Source organism: Pedobacter agri (assembly GCF_032678665.1).
Taxonomy (GTDB): Bacteria; Bacteroidota; Bacteroidia; order Sphingobacteriales; family Sphingobacteriaceae; genus Pedobacter; species Pedobacter agri_A.
Genome location: NZ_JAVTSH010000013.1, coordinates 44,478 through 64,500, shown reverse-complemented (window position 1 = coordinate 64,500; position 20,023 = coordinate 44,478). Strand labels below are relative to the sequence as shown.

The 20,023-nt window shown below is 32.7% G+C and carries 16 protein-coding genes and 1 pseudogene; all 17 read left to right on the top strand.

Annotation, left to right across the window (positions count from 1 at the left end; translation table 11 throughout):
* Window positions 1-90 precede the first annotated feature (90 nt).
* Window positions 91-900 carry a polysaccharide biosynthesis/export family protein gene (locus R2Q70_RS21580; protein WP_316809628.1) on the top strand — a complete coding sequence of 270 codons (810 nt, stop codon included), beginning with the start codon at window positions 91-93 and terminating at the stop codon, window positions 898-900.
* Between the two features lie 19 nt (window positions 901-919).
* Window positions 920-3,268 (top strand): polysaccharide biosynthesis tyrosine autokinase, encoded by a 2,349-nt coding sequence (locus tag R2Q70_RS21575; protein ID WP_316809627.1) that lies wholly within the window; start codon window positions 920-922, stop codon window positions 3,266-3,268.
* Window positions 3,269-3,491: 223 nt separating this feature from the next.
* Window positions 3,492-3,689 carry a hypothetical protein gene (locus R2Q70_RS21570; protein WP_316809626.1) on the top strand — a complete coding sequence of 66 codons (198 nt, stop codon included), beginning with the start codon at window positions 3,492-3,494 and terminating at the stop codon, window positions 3,687-3,689.
* On the top strand, window positions 3,689-4,651 hold the full coding sequence (locus R2Q70_RS21565; protein ID WP_316809625.1) for a GDP-L-fucose synthase: 963 nt from the start codon (window positions 3,689-3,691) through the stop codon (window positions 4,649-4,651). The genes R2Q70_RS21570 and R2Q70_RS21565 overlap by 1 nt, the downstream gene beginning before the upstream one ends.
* A 347-nt stretch (window positions 4,652-4,998) precedes the next feature.
* Window positions 4,999-5,184, top strand: a pseudogene (locus R2Q70_RS21560) (GDP-mannose 4,6-dehydratase); the annotation flags it as partial.
* A gap of 508 nt (window positions 5,185-5,692) precedes the next feature.
* Window positions 5,693-7,129: a flippase gene (locus tag R2Q70_RS21555; RefSeq protein ID WP_316809623.1), complete on the top strand. Its 1,437-nt coding sequence runs from the start codon at window positions 5,693-5,695 to the stop codon at window positions 7,127-7,129.
* 37 nt (window positions 7,130-7,166) lie between these two features.
* On the top strand, window positions 7,167-8,423 hold the full coding sequence (locus tag R2Q70_RS21550; RefSeq protein WP_316809622.1) for a protoporphyrinogen/coproporphyrinogen oxidase: 1,257 nt from the start codon (window positions 7,167-7,169) through the stop codon (window positions 8,421-8,423).
* Between the two features lie 170 nt (window positions 8,424-8,593).
* Window positions 8,594-9,490 (top strand): alpha-1,2-fucosyltransferase, encoded by an 897-nt coding sequence (locus R2Q70_RS21545; RefSeq protein WP_316809621.1) that lies wholly within the window; start codon window positions 8,594-8,596, stop codon window positions 9,488-9,490.
* Between the two features lie 326 nt (window positions 9,491-9,816).
* Window positions 9,817-10,395 (top strand): DapH/DapD/GlmU-related protein, encoded by a 579-nt coding sequence (locus R2Q70_RS21540; RefSeq protein ID WP_316809620.1) that lies wholly within the window; start codon window positions 9,817-9,819, stop codon window positions 10,393-10,395.
* Complete coding sequence (locus R2Q70_RS21535) at window positions 10,392-11,618, top strand: hypothetical protein (RefSeq protein ID WP_316809619.1); 1,227 nt, start codon at window positions 10,392-10,394, stop codon at window positions 11,616-11,618. The genes R2Q70_RS21540 and R2Q70_RS21535 overlap by 4 nt, the downstream gene beginning before the upstream one ends.
* Window position 11,619: 1 nt before the next feature.
* Complete coding sequence (locus tag R2Q70_RS21530) at window positions 11,620-12,708, top strand: glycosyltransferase family 1 protein (protein WP_316809618.1); 1,089 nt, start codon at window positions 11,620-11,622, stop codon at window positions 12,706-12,708.
* 178 nt (window positions 12,709-12,886) lie between these two features.
* Entirely contained in the window at window positions 12,887-14,206 is a 1,320-nt protein-coding gene (locus R2Q70_RS21525) for an O-antigen polymerase (protein ID WP_316809617.1), read from the top strand.
* Window positions 14,207-14,338: 132 nt separating this feature from the next.
* Window positions 14,339-15,385: a glycosyltransferase family 1 protein gene (locus R2Q70_RS21520; protein WP_316809616.1), complete on the top strand. Its 1,047-nt coding sequence runs from the start codon at window positions 14,339-14,341 to the stop codon at window positions 15,383-15,385.
* Between the two features lie 81 nt (window positions 15,386-15,466).
* Window positions 15,467-16,594, top strand: a complete 1,128-nt coding sequence (gmd, locus tag R2Q70_RS21515) for a GDP-mannose 4,6-dehydratase (protein ID WP_316809615.1) — start codon at window positions 15,467-15,469, stop codon at window positions 16,592-16,594.
* Between the two features lie 11 nt (window positions 16,595-16,605).
* Window positions 16,606-17,571, top strand: coding sequence for a GDP-mannose 4,6-dehydratase (locus R2Q70_RS21510; protein ID WP_316809614.1), 966 nt, complete (start codon window positions 16,606-16,608; stop codon window positions 17,569-17,571).
* Window positions 17,571-18,683, top strand: coding sequence for a glycosyltransferase (locus tag R2Q70_RS21505; RefSeq protein WP_316809613.1), 1,113 nt, complete (start codon window positions 17,571-17,573; stop codon window positions 18,681-18,683). The genes R2Q70_RS21510 and R2Q70_RS21505 overlap by 1 nt, the downstream gene beginning before the upstream one ends.
* A gap of 2 nt (window positions 18,684-18,685) precedes the next feature.
* Window positions 18,686-19,798, top strand: a complete 1,113-nt coding sequence (locus R2Q70_RS21500) for a mannose-1-phosphate guanylyltransferase (RefSeq protein WP_316809612.1) — start codon at window positions 18,686-18,688, stop codon at window positions 19,796-19,798.
* Window positions 19,799-20,023: the final 225 nt, after the last annotated feature.

Below are 20,023 nucleotides of genomic sequence, written 5' to 3'. Positions count from 1 at the left end.
GTGTAAAAATGCTCTTACTGAACTATAGTTTATAACCATAGTTTAATATCCAAAAAATAATAATCAGGACAATTACTTCCTGTATAACCTATGACTAAATACACTTCTAACAAATTAAATTTTTCCATCTCGCTGGCTATAGTGATTTTGGCGATGATGTCTTCATGTGTGAGCAATAAGAAGATTGCTTATTTTCAGGATATTCAAACCGTAAACCAGGCAAAGCTTGACAATGCTACTAAATTTACTGAACCTATCATTCAACCTGATGATATATTGAGTATCAATATCTTCACATTGAACCCTCAAAGCGGCGCTATTGTGAACCAAGCGGCCTCTAATACTGTTCTAGGCGGCGGTGCAAATACCGCTGTTGCAGCACAGCAAGTTTCTGGCTTTTTAGTCGATCGTAATGGAGATGTGGAACTGTCTTTAATAGGGAAAGTAAAAGTAGAAGGATTAACGACTTATCAAGCAAGAGAACTCATTAGAGAAAAAGCCGCTGTGGTTTATAAAGAACCAAACGTACAATTAAGGTTTGCTAACTTTAAAGTAAGTGTTTTGGGTGAAGTAAATGCACCATCTGCTTATACGTTACCCAATGAAAAAGTAACGATCCTCGATGCCCTGAGTTTGGCCGGTGATTTAACTATTTATGGAAGAAGAGAAAATGTACTTATTGTAAGGGACAATAATGGAAAGAAAGAATTTGCACGGTTAGATTTGAACTCATCAGAAATTTTTAATAGCCCGTATTATTATTTAAGACAAAATGATGTGGTTTATGTAGAACCCAATAAGCGAAAGGTAGCGGCTACAAATTCTGCACAGGTTCAGACTATTAGTGTTTTGGCCTCTGTTTTATCGGTAATTATTGTAGCAATCACAAGCTTTAGATAAAACATCTATATTAAATTACATGAACGCAAATAATAGAATTGAGAATACTCTTGAAGAAGAAGGAATTGATTTCAAGAGAATTTTAGGAAAATTAATAGAAAAATGGCATTGGTTTTTAATTAGCACGATAATACTGCTAGTTGCTTCCTTATTATACATTAGGTTTACACCACCTACATATAGAATTAACGCAAAGTTGCTGGTTAATGATGGAGATGGGGGTGGAGCATCAAAGCAAGCAAGTGCTTTGATGGATTTAGGAGGTATAATTGGAGGTAAAAACTCCGTTGATAACGAAATAGAAGTGCTTAAAACTAGATTCCTAATGGAGCAAGTGGTTAGGCAAATGCAATTGAATGTAGTCTACGCCAAACATAGTCGTTTAGTTGATAAAGAAATATATAATAAGCCATTTATTGTAAACATTGTTAAAGGAGTTGACTCGATAAAAAGGACAGAGTTGCATATAGAATGCTTAACAGATGGGCGATTTAAAATTACTGGCGATAATTTTGATTCAGTTGTTAAATATAGTCAAAGATTCAAAGTCGATGATCTTGGGATACTTGAAATACTCCCCGCATCAGATCAGATTGATAAATTAAGTGGACATTATACTGTAGCGGTCTCTTCCGTTGATGATCGTGCAGGATTTTTAATGAGTAAGTTTACAGCTAGCGTTTCCAATAAGTTAGTAACCGTAATTGATTTGTCGATGTCATATCCTGTCGAAAAAAAGGGGGAAGACATTCTAAATTCATTAATTAGACAATATATTAAGTCAAATCTTGAAGATAAAAATATTATTGCGGATAGTACAACAGCTTTTATTCAGAAAAGATTAAGCATAATTGCGGGTGAATTGGGTGATGTCGAAAATAACGTAGAAAGCTTTAAAGAAGGTAATAGACTTGCAGATATGACTGAGCAAGGTAAATTATTAGTTCAGAATTCAAGCTCGTTTATCAATGATTTAGCAAAAGCGGAAACTCAAGTTACAATACTTAGCGATTTAGAGAGCTACTTAGAGGATGATACTAAGAACAAAAGAGTTTTTCCATCCTCTTTGATACCAGCAGACATGGTATTTTCTGATTTAATGAGAGAATATAATTCATTGTTGATAGAACGGGATAGGCAATTGTTGAGTGTTACCGAAGAAAGCCCATTTATTCAAAATATTGATAAGCAGATTTTTCAACTTAGACAGGGAATTTTAGCGAATATAAAAAGTAGTAAAAATACATTTTTAGTTACAAGAGACAAACTTCGGAAACAGGTTGATAATTTAGAGTCAAAAATTTATGAAGTTCCAAAAATCGAAAAGGATTATTTAAAATTGGCAAGGAATCAAAAAATAAAAGAAGAACTGTATATTTTTTTAATGCAAAAGGCGGAAGAAACCGCAATATCAAAAACTTCTAATATCCCAATCGCTAAAACCATTGATCCTCCAAAAGCTTATCCTACTCCCATAAGTCCTAAAAAGAATATGGTCGTGTTAGTTGCTTTTGTATTAGGTATCTTAATTCCGTATTTGATTTTATTCCTAAAAGATTTATTTGACACGAAAATTAAATCTAAAGAGGATATTAGAACACTGACAAGCATACCAATCTTTGGTGAAATCAGTCATAACGATGATGGAGATAGCTTGGTTGTCGCCCATCACAGCCGTTCATCAATTTCAGAACAGTTTAGAGCCTTAAGAACTAATCTCTCTTTTTACCTGAAAAATGAAGATCAAAAAGTAATTTTACTGACCTCCAGCATGAGTGGGGAGGGTAAATCTTTTACTGCTATAAATTTGGCAAATGTCTTGGCTTTATCTGGCAAAAAGGTTTTATTGATGGAACTTGACTTACGTAAACCTGGATTATCTACTAAGCTTGGAGTGGTTAATGATGCAGGTTTTAGTACTTATACCATTGATAAGAATATTAAGATTAAAGATATTATCAAGCCATTAACAATCAATTCTAATATGTTTATCATGACTTCTGGTCCTCTACCACCTAATCCGGCAGAAACCTTAATGAGTGAACATACCCCTGGTTTGATTGCCGGATTAAAGGAGCAGTTTGATTATATCATCATGGATACTCCTCCTATTGGCGTAATCACCGATGCGCAGCTATTATCGGAGTTTGCTGATGTTTCTATTTATCTGGTTCGACATAAGGTTACGCGTAAAGAACAATTGCAGATTGTTCAGGATTTATTTACATCAAATAAGATGAAAAACTTAGGTATCGTAGTGAATGATATTTATAATAAACATTATGGTTATGGCTATGGCTATGGAAATTATGGTCAAGAAAGTAACTTGTCTAAGTTTGAAAAAATAAAAAGAAAATTTAAAGGTTAGTTTCGGTTATGAATTTACGTTAAAGGTAGCTGATATTAGACAGGCAACACGAGATACAGTTACCTTATGTTTTAAACTAGCCAGGCTTAAGGTGAATTATGTAGCTGGACAATACTTAACGAAACCTTTAGAATTAAGGGACGGCGCTACAACCGACCTTATTATTACACTTCATGTCCTTGATTAGTTTGATTTTTGGAAATTGCTTTAAAACGCGTAGGAAATGTATTGGTATTTAACCACGCCAAAAGTCTATTTATTAATTGGCGACCCAAACAAATCTAAGACGAAATTAGGTTGGGTTCCTCAATATGATTTAGCATCTTTGGTAAAAGAAATGGTTGGCGCAGATGTTGACCACTTTAAAAAGGAATGCCCTCTTAAATCACATAGTTATAGCATTAAAAACCAATACAAATAATGTCAAATTTACATAATAGAAACGATAAAATCTATATTGCTGGCCACAATGGCATGGTTGGGTCTGCAATTTGGCGAACACTTTTAGCTAAAGGATATACAAATTTGATTGGAGCATCTAGCTCTACTTTGGATTTAAGAAATCAAGTAGCTGTTAAAGAGTATTTGCTTCAGGAACAACCAGACATAATTATAGATGCTGCTGCAAAAGTTGGAGGAATTTTAGCCAATAATGATTATCCATATCAGTTTATTATGGAAAATATGCAAATCCAAAATAATCTTATTGATTCGGCGATGCAAACTGGAATAGAGAAATTTATTTTCTTGGGCAGTTCTTGTATTTATCCAAAATTAGCACCACAACCTTTGAAAGAAGAATTTTTGCTTACTGGAGATTTGGAGCAAACAAATGAATGGTATGCTATTGCAAAAATTACCGGTGTTAAAGCTTGCCAAGCCATTCGAAAACAATTTGGAAAAGATTATGTGAGTTTAATGCCAACTAACTTATACGGGACATACGATAATTTCGATTTGAACACTTCTCATGTATTGCCAGCGATGATTCGAAAATTCCACATTGCAAAAGAAAATAATCATGAATCAGTCACGCTTTGGGGAACTGGAACTCCTATGCGGGAGTTTTTATTTGTAGATGATATGGCAGCGGCAGTTGTTTTTGCATTAGAAAATAAACTTCCAGATTATTTGTATAATGTGGGAACTGGAGTAGATTTAACCATAAAAGAATTGGCAGAAATAATTCAAAAAATCACAGGACACCAAGGTGAGATTATTTGGGATACTACAAAACCCGATGGGACACCAAGAAAATTAATGGATGTAACCAAAATGCATAATTTAGGTTGGAAACATCAGGTTGATTTGGAAGAAGGTGTTAGGAAAACTTACAACTGGTTCTTGGAAAATGTAAATAAGATTAAAGAATTAAAGATGTAATTAGTATTTTTGCTTGATGTATAAAATTAAAATAATAACTTAAAGAATTTGAGAACAAAGTAAAAAATCGTGCTTTTAACCGGCATCACGGATCAAAATGGATCTTATTTGCCTGGATTATTACTACAATAAGCTTATTAGGTGCGTGGTGTTAAAACAAGATGATTTTGTTTTAATTCTCAAAGAATTAATCATCTTTACCAGGGCCAATAAGAGTATCGTGTTTGTTTTACCTAGCATTGTAGTGATTTGACAGATTCTGCCGATATCATTAAAATTGTTCAAGAAGTATAATCTGATGAAATATACAATATTTAAGCAAGGATTTATGATTAAACACTCGATTTTATCCTCATTCACCTTATATTGTAACTAAAATGTATGGTTATTGGAGTACTAAAAATTACCGTGAAGCCTACGATATCTATGATCGTAATGGAATCTTGTTAAATCACGAATCGCCGAAAAAAGGGGAACCATTTGTAACCCATAAAATAACTATTGCTACGGCAGCTATTGCTTTAGAAAAATAAAAATTGTTTTTATTTACGAAACTTGAATTCTTAAAGAGACTGGGTGTCACCGCAAAGATTATGTAGAAGGATGTGCAGCATCTTATAACAAGATGCCATAGAGGGTGATATGATTGCGACAGGAGTTGCGATTTGCATTCGGGATTTTGTTCGTTTTGCATTTGATGAAATAAAAAATTGAATTGAAATTCGAAGTAATACGAGGAAATTAAACTACCAAAATTGTAGCTTGCAACAACCCTGAATACCACTTACCAATAGGTAAATAGTAGTCAGAATAGATCCACAATATTACCTTCCAACGGAATTTGATTTGTGATCCTATTGAATCCCAAAAAAAAAATTGGGTTGGAAACCGCAACATGAGCTTGCTGGATTGGTAAAAGAAATGGTAACTAGTGATTTGTAAATTTTAAAAAGACTTAAATAATAAGTGTATATATACTTTGAATTATTATGACAAAATTTTGTTATTGATTTTGAGGTAATTCATTTATGAATTTAAAAAATGAGCCTAAAAAAAAATCTATTAAGTAATTTTATACTTACGTCGTCGACAATAGTTTTACCATTAATTACTTTTCCTTATATAACAAGGACATTGTCAAATGCAAGTTTGGGCAATGTTTTTTTTATCGATTCTTTTACTCAGTATTTTATTTTATTTGCTTCGCTAGGTATACCTTTTTATGGATTACGTGAAGTTGCAAAGCTAAAGGGTAATAAACAGATTTCATCTAATTTGGTTATTGAGTTAGTTGCTTTACAACTGTTTCTTTCTTTATTTTACATAATTATTTTTTTTATATTGGGCTTATTTGTTCCTAAATTAGTTGATAATATAAGATTAATAGAGATAGGGTCTTTAATGATTCTTTCAAATTCTTTTTCAATAGAATGGTTTTATCAAGGAATTGAAAAATTTTCTTACATAACTAAAAGGTCTTTAATATTTAAAATTTTGAGTGTTATTGCGATTCTAGTTTTCGTAAAAAACAAATATGATTCAGGGATTTATTATTTTATACTTGCAAGCGTGATGATTGCAAATGCAATTGTGAACTTTGGGTATTTTTTTAAGAATCATTTCGCAGGATTTAAGTTTGAAGTGAATATTATGAGGCATTTAAAGCCATTATTGGTGCTTTTTAGCATAAATGCGTCCTTAAGTATCTATGTGATTTTAGATTCTATTATTTTAGGGTTTTTAACTGATGCTCTAAATGTTAGTTATTATAATATACCATTGAAATTGGTTAAAATTTTTTGGATGATTATTAGTGGGGTTGGATTGGTGTTTATTCCTAGAATATCGTTTTTACACAAGACCAATAACAAAGAAGAAATTAAGAATCTTATTAGTAAATCAATAAGCATAGTATTGCTATTCTCCTTACCTTTCTCGTTTTTTTGTATTCTTTTCCCAGAGCAGATTTTGATGATTATATCTGGATCTAAATATTTAAAATCGAGTATGGCTCTACAGATTTTATCTATAATGCCCTTAATTATTGGTTTATGTAATGTTTTCGGAACTCAATTCCTTTTACCTATAGGAAAAGAGAGGAAAATATTAGTGGCAACAATTATTGGTTTAACAGTCAGTCTTATTATCAATTTTGTATTGATTCCTTCAATAGGTTTTCTTGGTTCGGCTATTGCGGCTGTAATAGCAGAGATCAGTGTTTGTTTATATGTTTTTCTTGCAGCAAAAAAGGAAATAAAAATATTTATTGATTATAAGTTATTAATACAAATTTTTTGCTGTTTGTTCTCTACATTAATTTTGTTTTTAATCTATAAAAGACATTTTATTGGGATACCCTTAATGGTGACTACATTTGGATCATTCTTAATTTTTTTCTTAGTCTCCCAGATATTTTTCAAAAATAATTTTTTGTCCTCATTAATAAATATTAATAAAATTTTAAAGAGGAAGCTTTAATGTTTTGTTTATTTGATAATAATTAATTTTATAATTTATGAAAATAGCAGTTATAGGTACGGGAATATCTGGTTTAAGTGTTGCCAATATGTTGAAAGATCAAAATGAAGTTATGCTTTTTGAAAAAGAGACTAAAGCTGGGGGGCTTATAAAGTGCGAAAGAGTTAATGATTGTTTGTTCCATAAAGTTGGGGGACATGTTTTTAACTCTAGAAATAACGATGTTTTGGATTGGTTTTGGTCACATTTCGATAAGGAAAATGAATTTGTTAAAGCGACTCGAAATGCCAAAGTTTTTTTCAACAATACTATTATTGGTTATCCGATTGAAAACTATTTGTATATGTTGGATCAAGATATTGTAAAAAAGGTAATTCATGAGTTATTAGAACTTCAAAAAAAAGATAAGATTTCACCATTTGATTATTCTAATTTTGAGGATTTTCTAAAGGGAACTTTTGGTGACACGCTGTATCAGATTTATTTTAAACCTTATAATCTTAAAATTTGGAAAACGGATTTGAGTACTGTTTCTATGCAATGGCTGGAAGGAAAATTGCCAATGCCTCTTTTACAGGAGATTTTAGAAAGCAATTTCTTTAGAAAAGAAGAAGATAATATGGTTCATTCAACTTTTTTTTATCCTAAAGAAAATGGTTCGCAATTTATTGTTGATAGGTTAAAAAAAGGACTGAATGTATTTGAAGATTTTAACGTTAGTGATGTCAAAAATATCTTGGGTAAGTTAAGAATTAATGAAGTTGATTTTGATCGAGTAATATATTGCGGAGATGTTAGAAAATTGCCCGCCTATTTTAAAGATTTGTTGCGAAACGGTGGAGTTGATTTAGAATATTTAGAAAAACTAAGGTCTAATGGCACTTCTAATCTATTTTGTGAAACTGATGAAACAGATATTTCATGGCTGTATATCCCCGAATCTTTTACGAGTGCACATCGAATAATTTATACCGGTAATTTTAGTGAAACTAATAATAGAGGTGCCAAGAGAAAGACATGTGTGGTTGAATTCTCGGGCAAAGTTAAGTTTGAGGAAATGGCAGAAGAGATAAAGAAGTTACCAGGTAATTTAAAGCCAATAGCATACAATTATGAACCTAATTCTTATGTAATACAAGATCACAGAACCAGAGAAGTCATTAATAAGGCTAAAAGTATACTAGAAGAAAATGGGATTTATTTACTTGGAAGATTTGCTGAGTGGGAATATTATAATATGGATAAAGCTGTAGAAGCAGCATTTGCCGTAAGAGATAAAATTAATAAGCAATAAACAAAATATTAATTTAATACAGGAAATCTTCTTTATAAAATTTACTTTGGTTTCAACGATTTTTAGTAAAGTGAGAAGACTAGAATTAGATAAAAAGAATGAAGCTATTGTTCATGAAGCTGATATTATATCAAGAGGAATGATAAATTTAACAATAAATTAAAATAATTATGATATCAGTATGTTTACAAGCTGGATTGGCAAATCAAATGTTTTGTTATGCTTTTGCAAGAGGCTTAAAAGCTAAAGGGTTGGATGTCTACATAGACCAACATAATTTTAAGCCAAGAGAGGAATGGGCTTTTGAATTTGTGAGATTGCAAGATGCATTTCCAAATATTGATGTAAAGTCGACCACTGAAGGCAAGTTTAAGTATAGTTGCATTACCGGTCGAAAAGGATCCCTTTTGCGAAAATTTTCAAATATATTAGGTAGAGAAAAATACATTAAAGAGCCGGTTTTTAGTTATGTGCCGGATATTGAAGAAAAGGCTACTAAAGATTGTAATTTTATTGGCTTGTGGCAGACAGAGAAATATTTTGAAGATTGCAAAGAAGACGTAAGAAAGAATTTTACTTTTCTACCATTTGATGAACCGAAAAATATTGAAATTAACAATAAAATGAAGAGTGAGAATTCAATTGCAATTCACGTTCGCAAAGGGGCAGATTATCAGAAATTTGATTTATATCAAGGTATTTGTTCAAAGGAGTATTATGATAGATCTATCAAATATATGAAGGAACACGTCGATAATCCGGTATTTTACGTATTCACAGATAATCATGATTGGGTGAAGGAAAACATAAATGGTATTGAGTATACCCTGGTGGATTGGAATCCGACGAGTAATAAAAGAAATTTCCGTGATATGCAATTGATGTCGTGTGCCAAACATAATATTATTGCAAATAGTACTTATAGTTGGTGGGGCGCGTGGCTTAACACAAACCCTGACAAGATCGTTATTGCTCCAGAGCCTTGGTTTAATCCTGAGGTGGAATTTTATAAGCATAACAATATAGTTTCAAGATTATGGGTAAAGATTGATAGTGTTAAAAATTAATGATTTGAAACAATAAAAGAGGAAGATTTGATAATTTTATCCGAATACTATTCGAGATAATTTATCTAAAACCTGTGAGTATTTTGTAATTTATTTAACAATTCCAAATTTAAAAATTAAAGGATTTATAGTTTCATTTCCACAAGTTGCTTGTATTATTGTAGCTAGGTATTTGCTGGCTGGACATGTGGTTGCAATAAGTTATCATTGTTATAGTGATAATTTAACTTTATTTAACTTTATTTAATTGTATGCTCTCTAACTATATTTTATTGTACGTTTTTACTCTTAAAAACAATTTATTGAACTAATAAAAAATTTAGAGAATGTTATTTAGGTTTATTAATATTTGTCGCCGTGTTCAGAATATAATCTATTCTTATCTATACGTATTCGATATAAAATCTGTTGGTAAGAATTTTAGTATTGAATATCCAGCTCGTATTTTTGGGGGAGAGTTTATAAACATTGGCGAAAATTTTAGTTCTTTTGGTCGTTTAAGATTAGAGGCTCACCAAAAACATAATGGTCATATTTATAGTCCTGCAATAATAATAGGCGACAATGTCTCAATAAATTTTGATTGTCACATTGGATGTGTAAATAAGGTGATAATAGGAAACAATGTATTAATTGCTAGTAGAGTTTTTATTACTGATCACTTTCATGGCGAAATAAGCTATGATTATTTAAAGATCCCTCCTTCTAAACGCACTGTAACCTCAAAAGGACCAGTCGTAATTGAAGATAATGTTTGGATAGGAGAAGGTGTTGCCATTATGCCTAATATTACAATTGGAAAAAATAGCATAGTTGGAGCAAATGCCGTAGTTACTAAAAGTTTTCCGGAAAATTCTATAATCGCAGGTGTACCTGCAAAACTTATAAAGACGATCGAACCATGAGAAACGCTATATTTACAATCTGTGCCAAAAATTATTTAGCGCAAGCAAAAACATTGGGTTATTCTGTTAAAAAACATTGCCCCGACGTAGATTTTTTTATTTTGCTGTCGGATGAAATTGATGGCATCAACATTAAATGTGAAGATTTTAATGTAATTGAATCTAAAAATCTGCCAAATATTCATAGCTTTTATGAAATGGCTTTTAAATATGATGTGATTGAATTTAGTACCTCAATAAAACCTTATTTTTTAGACATTTTAGTCAATGAAAGAGGTTACCAAAATGTTCTATATATAGATCCTGATATGGTTGTGTACAATTCACTGAATTTCTTGTTCGATGAATTGGAAACGAAAGCGGCTCTATTAACTCCCCACATTTTATATCCATATGTCAAATATGAAGGTGCTACTAGTGAAGAAGAATTGCTCTTCGTTGGAATTTATAACTTAGGTTTTTTTGCTGTTAATAATAGTACTACTGGGAAGCAAATTATAGATTGGTGGAAGCACAAACTAGCGGACCAATGTTACGCAGATAAGGAGGATGCGCAACATGTAGATCAAAGGTGGATGGATTTTCTGCCAGCATTACATGGAGACAATGTGAAAATCCTACGTCATCCTGGTATGAATGTGGCTTTTTGGAATATGCACGAGAGGGCGTTTTCTGTTGAGGACGGCAATTATTTTGTTGATGGAATGCCGTTAGCAATATTTCATTTTTCAGGCCTTGATGCTCACGACTACCATAATATTGCTAGAAAACAAGATAAGTATAATCTTGATAACAAGCCAGAATATTTGCAATTATTCAAAGAATATGTTGACAATCTTGAGAAGAATGATTTAGCCTACTTAAGTAAGTTGAAATATAAATATAATCAATATGATAATGGTGTTTCCGTGTTACCTTACCAAAGAAGATTTTTCCGAACTTTAGGTAATAAAGAAGCTTATAAAAATCCTTTTATAACAATTAAAGATTCTTTTTTTAATCTGTTAGAAATTAATAAATTAATGATTTTTGATAAAGATGGTAAATATATAGCTATTAGAAAGGGGATATCAAATGTTGACGGGAAAATTGAAAAATTAAAAAAACTTTTAATAATACTTAAAAAGACTGTAGGTATAAAAAGATATTATTTGCTAATGAAGTTCATACGCTCACACAGTAGATTTGAAAAACAGGCGTTTTTAATTGAAAAAAATAGTTAGAATGAGAATTGGAATTGACGCACAACCCTTTGGAAAAAATCCAAGTGGTATTGGGAAATACTCAATTGCATTGGTTCGCTATCTTTTCGAGGCCTTCCCAGAAGCAACATATTATGGCTACTCAAATAAAGATATTTATTTGCCTGAAAATTTGCTTTCAAAATTTGTAATTAAAAAAGAAGAAAGTTCATTAAAGAGGAAATTACCGGATAAAGTGTGGTTAAAGTTATTTGCTGGGCAATTAATTGCAAAAGACAACATTGATGTTTACTTCTCGACCACTGGATTTTTCCCAAAACTAAAAAAATCGGTAAAAAGAGTAACAATAGTATATGACTTAAATTATAAACTAGTCCCGGAGAAGATGGGTAAGTTGCATTATTACTCGCATCTGTTGTTTTTAAAGAGCGATACCCAAAGTGCAGATTTCGTAATTTCAATTTCTCAAGGTACCGCGAAAAAAACTAAAAAATATTTTGATAAGGAAAGTCATGCAATTATCAATCCACCAATCGACGCCATTTACGAACCAAAAGATAAAATAGTAGTAAAAGAAGTTCTCGACAAATATAATTTAAACGGGAAATATTTAATGACCGTTGGGACCATAGAGCCACGTAAGAATTTGATAACCACTATTAATGTTTTTATAGATTTAATAAATCATAATAAATTAAATGGTTACAAACTCGTATTAATAGGGGCTGGTGGATGGAAGAATGAAGGATTAATTGATCTTTGTAATAAATATAAAAATCAAATTTTAAGATTAGGATATGTTTCTGATGAGGATTTGCCATACTTATACAATGGTGCAAGCTTGTTTCTTTTCCCGTCAATTTATGAGGGGTTTGGTATTCCGGTTAGGGAAGCACTAGCATGTGGCGTGCCAGTTGTTACGAGTGATATTGAAGAATTAAGGGAATCTGGCGGCAATAGTGGAGTTGCGTATATCTCACCTCTTGACGAAATGGAATATGGCCATGCTATTTTAGCACATCTGGAATTTAAAGTTAAACCAATTGTATTCAAAAAGCAAGAGGCTGAAGTCGGGAAGTTTATCAATTTTTTTAAGACTCAACTTAAATAGGGTGTTGCAGCCGTCCCTTGATATATTTAGCGATACAACGTCCGCTATTGAAGGAATAAAAGAATTTTAAAACCCAATTTTATATATGAATCTAAGAACTTTTATAATTGCTATCTCAATTTTAAGTAGTTAAAAGATTTATATTGATTTCCATATTATTAAATAAGAATTAAAAAAAATGACTTCGTTACTTATCATTGTCTGTGTAGTTCAATTTATTCATTATATATGGTACATTGTATCAGTTAGGCTAAAGAACGGGTTTATCATTGATTTCTGGGCATTTCAATTATTAATAAATAATGTAATTTTTTATTTTATGTTTTATCCTTTTGCAAAAGCTGTGGAAAATGAGGGAGCAACAGGCGGTTCGCAATTCATGATTGCAAAACAAGTAGATTTAGCATTAATTATAGTAACGGTTGGATACATTTCTATGTGGTTGGGAAAATACTTTTACAACCATAAAAATAATAGATTCATTGTAACAGGTAATTTTGAAATATGGTATCTCGCTGGCGTTGTGAAAAGGATTATTAATTCTAAAAATGCTTTATGGGTATTATTTATAATTTTTTCTCCATGTTTTCTATTTGTTGCCTATCAAGCCTTGACCTCTGGCGCATTGTTAGGTGCACGCGATTCTTTAGGGGAATCAAGTACCGAGCGGCCACTTTACAATATAGCAGTGTCTGTATATCCAATATTTATCTCAATTTTAGGCGTACTATATTTAGCGCACAAGAAAAAAATATATTTGATAGGCTTCCTTATGGTTTTTGGGTTCTCCTTTATTTTTGGGAGTCGTGGTGCTGCATTCGGTTCTCTTTCCGTTCTTATGTTTTTCTATATAACGTCAAAAGGTAGAAATATTGGGTGGTCTAAAATACTTGTTATGGGAGCTGGTTTAATTGCTGCCGTACTTGGGTTTGGAATATTGCGGAGTGGGGAAACCAAAGTTACCGGTAGTGATATAGTTACATCTTTGATATACGGTAATACATTTTCAGACCTAAGAGATTTTGCGTGGGTATTGAGCGATTGGAATCATCAATTAATTCTGGGTAAAACACATTTCTCAGGGCTCATCTCATTTATACCGTCAGGAATTTCTGAGTTTAGAAGTGAATGGGCACTGGGAAAAGTTACTACCCGTATTGCTGGCTTAACTGATTCTTATCATGGAGGCTTGAGGTTAACAATTTTCGGAGAATCATATATTAATTTCGGTTTGATAGGTGTTATTATATTCTCACTCACTTATGGTTACTTTCTGCAGGAAATAAATAGAAAGGTTATGTATTACATTAAAAACAAGCAAATGATTGAAGCCTATGCAATGTCACTCATGTCAGTTATAATATTTTCTTTTATGATCACTTCGGGTTTTTTTGCGATTTATGCTATTTTTTTACCAATGATTGTCTTGACATGGGCATTAAACAAAACTTATAAACGTCAAAATTTTTATATTAAAAGTGAAAGTTTTAGGGGATAGAAAATTATAATAGATAAAAGTTAACTTATAATTAATTGTAATTTAGTTTTTCATAATAATCTTTGAAATCAATAAGCTAAATTAATTTTTAAGTCGCAGTAAATAACTATTTTTAACATTACTAATATAATAATGATCTATATAAACGGAAAATTTTTATCACAAAAGATTACTGGAGTACAGCGGTTTGCTATTGAATTGATAAAAGAATTCCTGAAATTAAAAGTAGAATGCCTCATTCTATGCCCCAAAAATATCAGCTTGTATGGCATTTTTGAAGAGGATAAGATATTAGTAATTGGAAATAAAACCGGTACATTATGGGAACAGATTGATTTGCCAATTTATTTAAATACCAGAAGTAAATTTACCTTACTTAATTTATGTAATACTGCACCAATTTTTATTAGAGACCAAGTGGTTACTATTCATGATGTAGCTTTTTTAAGAAACCCGAAGTGGTTTTCCAGGGCCTTTTCAACTTGGTATGGATTTTTAATCCCAATAATAGCTAAACGAGCAAAAAAAGTAATCACTGTAAGTAAATTCTCCAAGTCAGAAATCATAGAATTATTAAATGTACCTGAAAAAAAAATTCATGTTGTTTATAATTCGGTGTCAAGCTTGCATAGCAAATCGGATGATCCATCTGATTTAGGGTACGGCAAATTCTTTTTATTTGTAGGGTCAATGGACCCAAGGAAAAATGTCAGCGTTTTAATTAAGTCATTTAACAACGCAAATATTGCTAATGTAAAGCTAATCTTAGTAGGTCGCTTCAACAATAATTTCGGCAATAGCCAATTAAGTATTAATGATGATATAATAAGATTAACAGAGGTTGATGATGTAATGTTAAGTCAATTATATAGCAAAGCGATTGCATTCATTTATCCTAGTTTATACGAGGGTTTTGGTCTACCGCTGGTTGAAGCAATGAGCTATGGATGCCCAGTTATATCATCCAACTCAACTTGCTTGCCAGAAGTGTGCGGCGATGCGGCATTGTACTTTGACCCGAATGATTCGAATGAACTGATGTATCAAATGGTGAAGATTTGCGCTGAAGAGAAGTTAAGAAAAGATCTTATTGAAAAAGGGTATAATAGAATACAAAAATTTTCTTGGCATACTTCTGCAATGGGCTTAAAGAATATATTAACTTTACCCGAGCTTTAATAATTTATGTTGTATGGTTGTTCGAAATACTTCAAACGTAATTATTAATTTTAAACAAATAATAAATTTGCAAAGTATAAAATGAAAAAAGCATTAATTACTGGAATTACTGGCCAAGATGGGGCTTACTTACTGGAACTGTTATTAGATAAAGGTTATGAGGTACATGGTATTAAAAGAAGAAGTTCTTTGTTTAATACCGACAGGATAGATCATCTTTATCAAGATCCGCATTCTGATGGCGTTAGATTTAAATTGCACTATGGTGATTTGACAGATGCGACCAATTTGGTTAGGATAGTTCAAGAAGTTCAGCCAGATGAAATTTATAATCTGGGCGCTATGAGCCACGTTAAGGTGTCTTTTGATTCCCCTGAGTATGTGGCGAATGTAGATGGCCTTGGAACTTTAAGGATATTGGAAGCAGTAAGGATTTTAGGTTTGGAAAAAAAGACCAGGGTTTACCAGGCATCTACCTCGGAATTATATGGTGGTATGCCAGAAAATAAAAATGATAAAGGATTTTATGATGAGAATTCGCCTTTTTATCCTCGCTCACCGTATGGCGTAGCAAAAATTTATGGTTTCTGGATAACTAAAAACTACAGGGAAGCCTATAATATGTTCGCTTGTAACGGTATACTATTTAATCACGAAAGCCCGTTGCGGGGAGAAACGTTTGTGACCAGAAAAATCACAAGAGCTGTTGCTAAGATTGCTCAAGGTTTGCAATCTAAACTGTTCCTAGGTAATCTTGACGCTAAAAGAGATTGGGGTCATGCTAAAGACTATGTTGAAGCGATGTGGCGGATTTTGCAACAAGATATGCCTGAAGACTATGTGATTGCAACAGGTGTAACTACAACCGTTAGAGAATTTGTAAGATTGGCTTTTGAAGAAGTTGGTGTTGTAATTGGTTTCGAAGGAGAGGGTGTTAAGGAAATTGGTAAGGTAGTTTCTTGTTCAAATCCTGATTTTCAAATTGCATTGGGCACGGAAGTTGTAGCTGTGGATCCAACGTATTTTAGGCCAACAGAAGTAGATCTTTTAATTGGTGATCCAACCAAATCGAAGACAAAGCTGGGATGGGAGCCTAAATATGATTTGGCTGGCCTAGTTAAGGAGATGGTGGCATCTGATGTAGATCATTTTAAGAAAGAAAAATTATTGCAAGAAAATGGATATTATATCAAAAGTCAATTTGAATAATAGCCTTATAGATGAGTAAGAAAATAGCAATTATTTCAGGAATCACAGGTCAGGATGGTGCTTATTTAGCACAATTACTTGCTCGTGAAAATTACAATATTATTGGTTTAACCCGTAGTAGTCACAATTTCAGTGCAAAGAATTTTAATTATTTAGCTATAAAAACTGATATTGTAATTGAGGAATGTGATTTGTTGGATTTCTCGAGTATTATAAAAATTTTATTAAAATATAAACCCGATGAATTTTATAATTTAGCTGCCCAAAGTTCCGTGGGTATTTCTTTTGAGCAACCTATCGGAACTTTAAACTATAATACACAATCCGTCCTGAATATATTAGAGAGTGTTCGTCTTCTTCAATTAGACACCAAGATTTATCAGGCAAGCAGTAGTGAGATGTTTGGGAAAGTTCAATCACTTCCAGTGACAGAACTTACTCCAATGCATCCCCTAAGCCCTTATGCCATATCAAAAGCATCTGGCTTTTGGACAGGGATAAATTATCGTGAATCTTATAAAGTGTTTTGCGTAAATGGTGTTTTATTCAATCATGAGTCATATTTAAGAAGTCCAAACTTCTTTGTGAAAAAAGTGATCAGGACATCTTTGGAAATCAAAAAAGGTTTAAAGCAGGAACTAAGAGTAGGTAACATTGATGTTAAAAGGGATTTTGGTTATGCGCCAGATTATGTTAAGGCGATGTGGCTTTCTCTGCAGCAAGACAAAGCTGATGATTATTTAATCTGTTCTGGTACATCCATCTATTTGAGGGATATTATAACTTACACGATGGATTACCTCAGTATATCTTTGAATAAGCTTGTGGAAGATCCCGCATTGTTTAGGCCTACCGACATGGAAGATATGTACGGCGATAACAATAAAGCAAAAAGTGTATTAGGGTGGGAATATGACAAATCATTCTTCGATGTTTTGGAAATATTAATCAATGAGGAAGATAAAAACTTTACGTAATGAAAGTAGCTATTGTTCATGATGAGTTAATGAGGAGAGGAGGAGCAGAGCAGGTGGTAATGACGATGTTAAAGGCATTTCCTCAGGCTGATGTTTTTACTTTGGCTTATAACCCTGAAGGTACCTACCCAGAATATAAAAATTATAAGGTTAATACATCCTGGCTTCAGTTTTTATCCAAAAGTGTGAAATGGATGCAAAGATTGTATTTCCCATTTGCCATTTGGGCGATGAAAACCCTCAAGGTACATGGATATGACATCGTACTGATTTCAAATACGCATAGTGCAAAATATGTTAATATAGATGACGACGCTAAAGTATTCATTTATACTTACACCCCATTCAGGCTAGCATGGGATCCTGAGTCCTACAGTCAATATAATGATTCAAAGGGTTTAAGCCGGCTGATTTTTGACTATGTAATCAACATCCTAAAGAAAATTGATAAGGATGCAGCCCAGCGGGGGGATTATTTTATGGGTATGACACAGGAGACTGGGCAACGGATCAAAGATGCATATGGTGTTCAGGAAATCAAACTGATACCACCTGATGTTAAAACCAGGAATTTTCATCTCTCTGATAAACCTAAAGAATACTATCTATTGGTCTCTAGGCTTGAATATTATAAAAAAGCAGATCTGGCTATTGAAGCTTTTAATGAGTTGGGCCTAAAATTAATTGTTGTGGGCAATGGCACAAAAGCCGACGAATTAAAGCAACTGGCGAAAAGCAATATTGAATTTAAAAAAGGTTTATCCAGTGAAGAATTGGCTGAACTCTATGCCAATTGCAAAGCCTTGATTTTTCCGCAACATGAAGACTATGGTATTACACCTTTAGAAGCGAATGCATCAGGGCGGCCAGTTATTGCGTTTGGTGCTGGCGGAGTGATGGAAACCATGGTACCTTATACAGGCGATGCAAGTAAGTCTACAGCTGTTTTCTTTCAGGAGCAAAACGAAAAAAGTTTGATTGATGCCATCGAGTTATTTGAAACCCTGAAATTTGATTCAAAATTTATCAGGCAGCATGCAGAAAAATATGATGAAAAGGTGTTTATGAGCGAATTGAAAAAGTTTATAATTGAAAAGTACGAAGAAAAATAAAAATGAATAATCAGATAAATAATTATGTATTAATCATGGCTGGAGGGGTAGGCTCCCGCTTCTGGCCAAAAAGCCGTAACCACTTCCCTAAACAATTTATTGATATTTTAGGAACAGGGGAGTCATTGCTGCAACTCACCTATCAACGGTTTTTAAACATTTGCCCTAAAGAGAATATTCTGATATTAACCAATAAAGATTATGCTGATTTGGTGAAGGAACAACTTCTAGATATATTAGTCGATAATATTTTATTAGAGCCAAGCCGTAACAATACAGCACCTTGTATTGCCTATGCCACTTATAAAATCCTACAGCAAAATCCTGAGGCCAATATTGTTGTGGCGCCATCTGACCATTTAATTTTGAAAGAGCATGTTTTTCTAAATAAAATTGAACAGGCCTTAGCCTATGCAGATCAAAATGATGCGTTACTTACGCTTGGGATTAGCCCGACCAGACCGGATACAGGTTATGGCTATATTGAATATGTGGAGGATCAAGGATCAAGGAATAAGGTGCAAGGATTTAATAGCGAAATAAAAAAAGTCACTGCCTTCAAAGAAAAGCCTGAACTGGCAAAAGCACAAGCTTATTTAGAAAGTGGAAATTATTTATGGAATGCAGGAATCTTTATCTGGAAAGCGAGTAGTTTGCAGCATGCTTTTGAAAAATATGCACCTGAGATCGATACTTTGTTTAAATCAGGTAATTCACTTTATAATACCTCGGAGGAAGCAGGATTTATTCTGGAAAAATACCCTGCTAGTCCGAATATTTCCATTGATTATGCCATATTAGAAAAGGCAGATAATATTTATACTATCCCGGCAGATATCGGTTGGTCTGACCTGGGTACCTGGGCATCATTGCACGCTATAGCGGAAAAAGATGAGCAGTTGAATGTATTTAATGCCGAGCACATCCATTTAAGCAATACCAGAGATTGTATGATAAATTTGCCAAAAGGTAAAGCAGCGGTAATCCGCGGATTAGATAATTATATTGTAGTGGATGACGAGCAGGTGCTACTGATCTATCCCAAATCGGATGAACAAGAGATTAAAGCGGTATCGAGAGAAATGGTCCAGAAGTTCGGATCCCAATATTCATGATACCAAAAAAAGCTTATCAAAATGATAAGCTTTTTTTTATCTATTAATTTTCATAATTGATCTGTCAAATAAACGGGTAAACCTACTCTTTATAAGTAATCGTTTTAAAGTAGTATCTTTGAATTTTGCCAGCAATAGAAATCAATTCTTGTCTTATTCTAATTTGAATGAATAATTTGAGGCATTAATTTTGATAACAATGATGTTTGGCTTACGCCCTTAATT

What these genes read in the sequence shown, in the direction of transcription:
- R2Q70_RS21555 (WP_316809623.1), top strand. Translation starts at nt 5,693, where the DNA reads ATGAGCCTAAAAAAAAATCTATTAAGTAATTTTATACTTACGTCGTCG.
- R2Q70_RS21550 (WP_316809622.1), top strand. Translation starts at nt 7,167, where the DNA reads ATGAAAATAGCAGTTATAGGTACGGGAATATCTGGTTTAAGTGTTGCC.
- R2Q70_RS21540 (WP_316809620.1), top strand. Translation starts at nt 9,817, where the DNA reads ATGTTATTTAGGTTTATTAATATTTGTCGCCGTGTTCAGAATATAATC.
- R2Q70_RS21510 (WP_316809614.1), top strand. Translation starts at nt 16,606, where the DNA reads ATGAGTAAGAAAATAGCAATTATTTCAGGAATCACAGGTCAGGATGGT.
- R2Q70_RS21570 (WP_316809626.1), top strand. Translation starts at nt 3,492, where the DNA reads ATGTATTGGTATTTAACCACGCCAAAAGTCTATTTATTAATTGGCGAC.
- R2Q70_RS21505 (WP_316809613.1), top strand. Translation starts at nt 17,571, where the DNA reads ATGAAAGTAGCTATTGTTCATGATGAGTTAATGAGGAGAGGAGGAGCA.
- R2Q70_RS21580 (WP_316809628.1), top strand. Translation starts at nt 91, where the DNA reads ATGACTAAATACACTTCTAACAAATTAAATTTTTCCATCTCGCTGGCT.
- R2Q70_RS21545 (WP_316809621.1), top strand. Translation starts at nt 8,594, where the DNA reads ATGATATCAGTATGTTTACAAGCTGGATTGGCAAATCAAATGTTTTGT.
- R2Q70_RS21525 (WP_316809617.1), top strand. Translation starts at nt 12,887, where the DNA reads ATGACTTCGTTACTTATCATTGTCTGTGTAGTTCAATTTATTCATTAT.
- R2Q70_RS21535 (WP_316809619.1), top strand. Translation starts at nt 10,392, where the DNA reads ATGAGAAACGCTATATTTACAATCTGTGCCAAAAATTATTTAGCGCAA.
- R2Q70_RS21500 (WP_316809612.1), top strand. Translation starts at nt 18,686, where the DNA reads ATGAATAATCAGATAAATAATTATGTATTAATCATGGCTGGAGGGGTA.
- R2Q70_RS21530 (WP_316809618.1), top strand. Translation starts at nt 11,620, where the DNA reads ATGAGAATTGGAATTGACGCACAACCCTTTGGAAAAAATCCAAGTGGT.
- R2Q70_RS21565 (WP_316809625.1), top strand. Translation starts at nt 3,689, where the DNA reads ATGTCAAATTTACATAATAGAAACGATAAAATCTATATTGCTGGCCAC.
- R2Q70_RS21575 (WP_316809627.1), top strand. Translation starts at nt 920, where the DNA reads ATGAACGCAAATAATAGAATTGAGAATACTCTTGAAGAAGAAGGAATT.
- R2Q70_RS21520 (WP_316809616.1), top strand. Translation starts at nt 14,339, where the DNA reads ATGATCTATATAAACGGAAAATTTTTATCACAAAAGATTACTGGAGTA.
- gmd (WP_316809615.1), top strand. Translation starts at nt 15,467, where the DNA reads ATGAAAAAAGCATTAATTACTGGAATTACTGGCCAAGATGGGGCTTAC.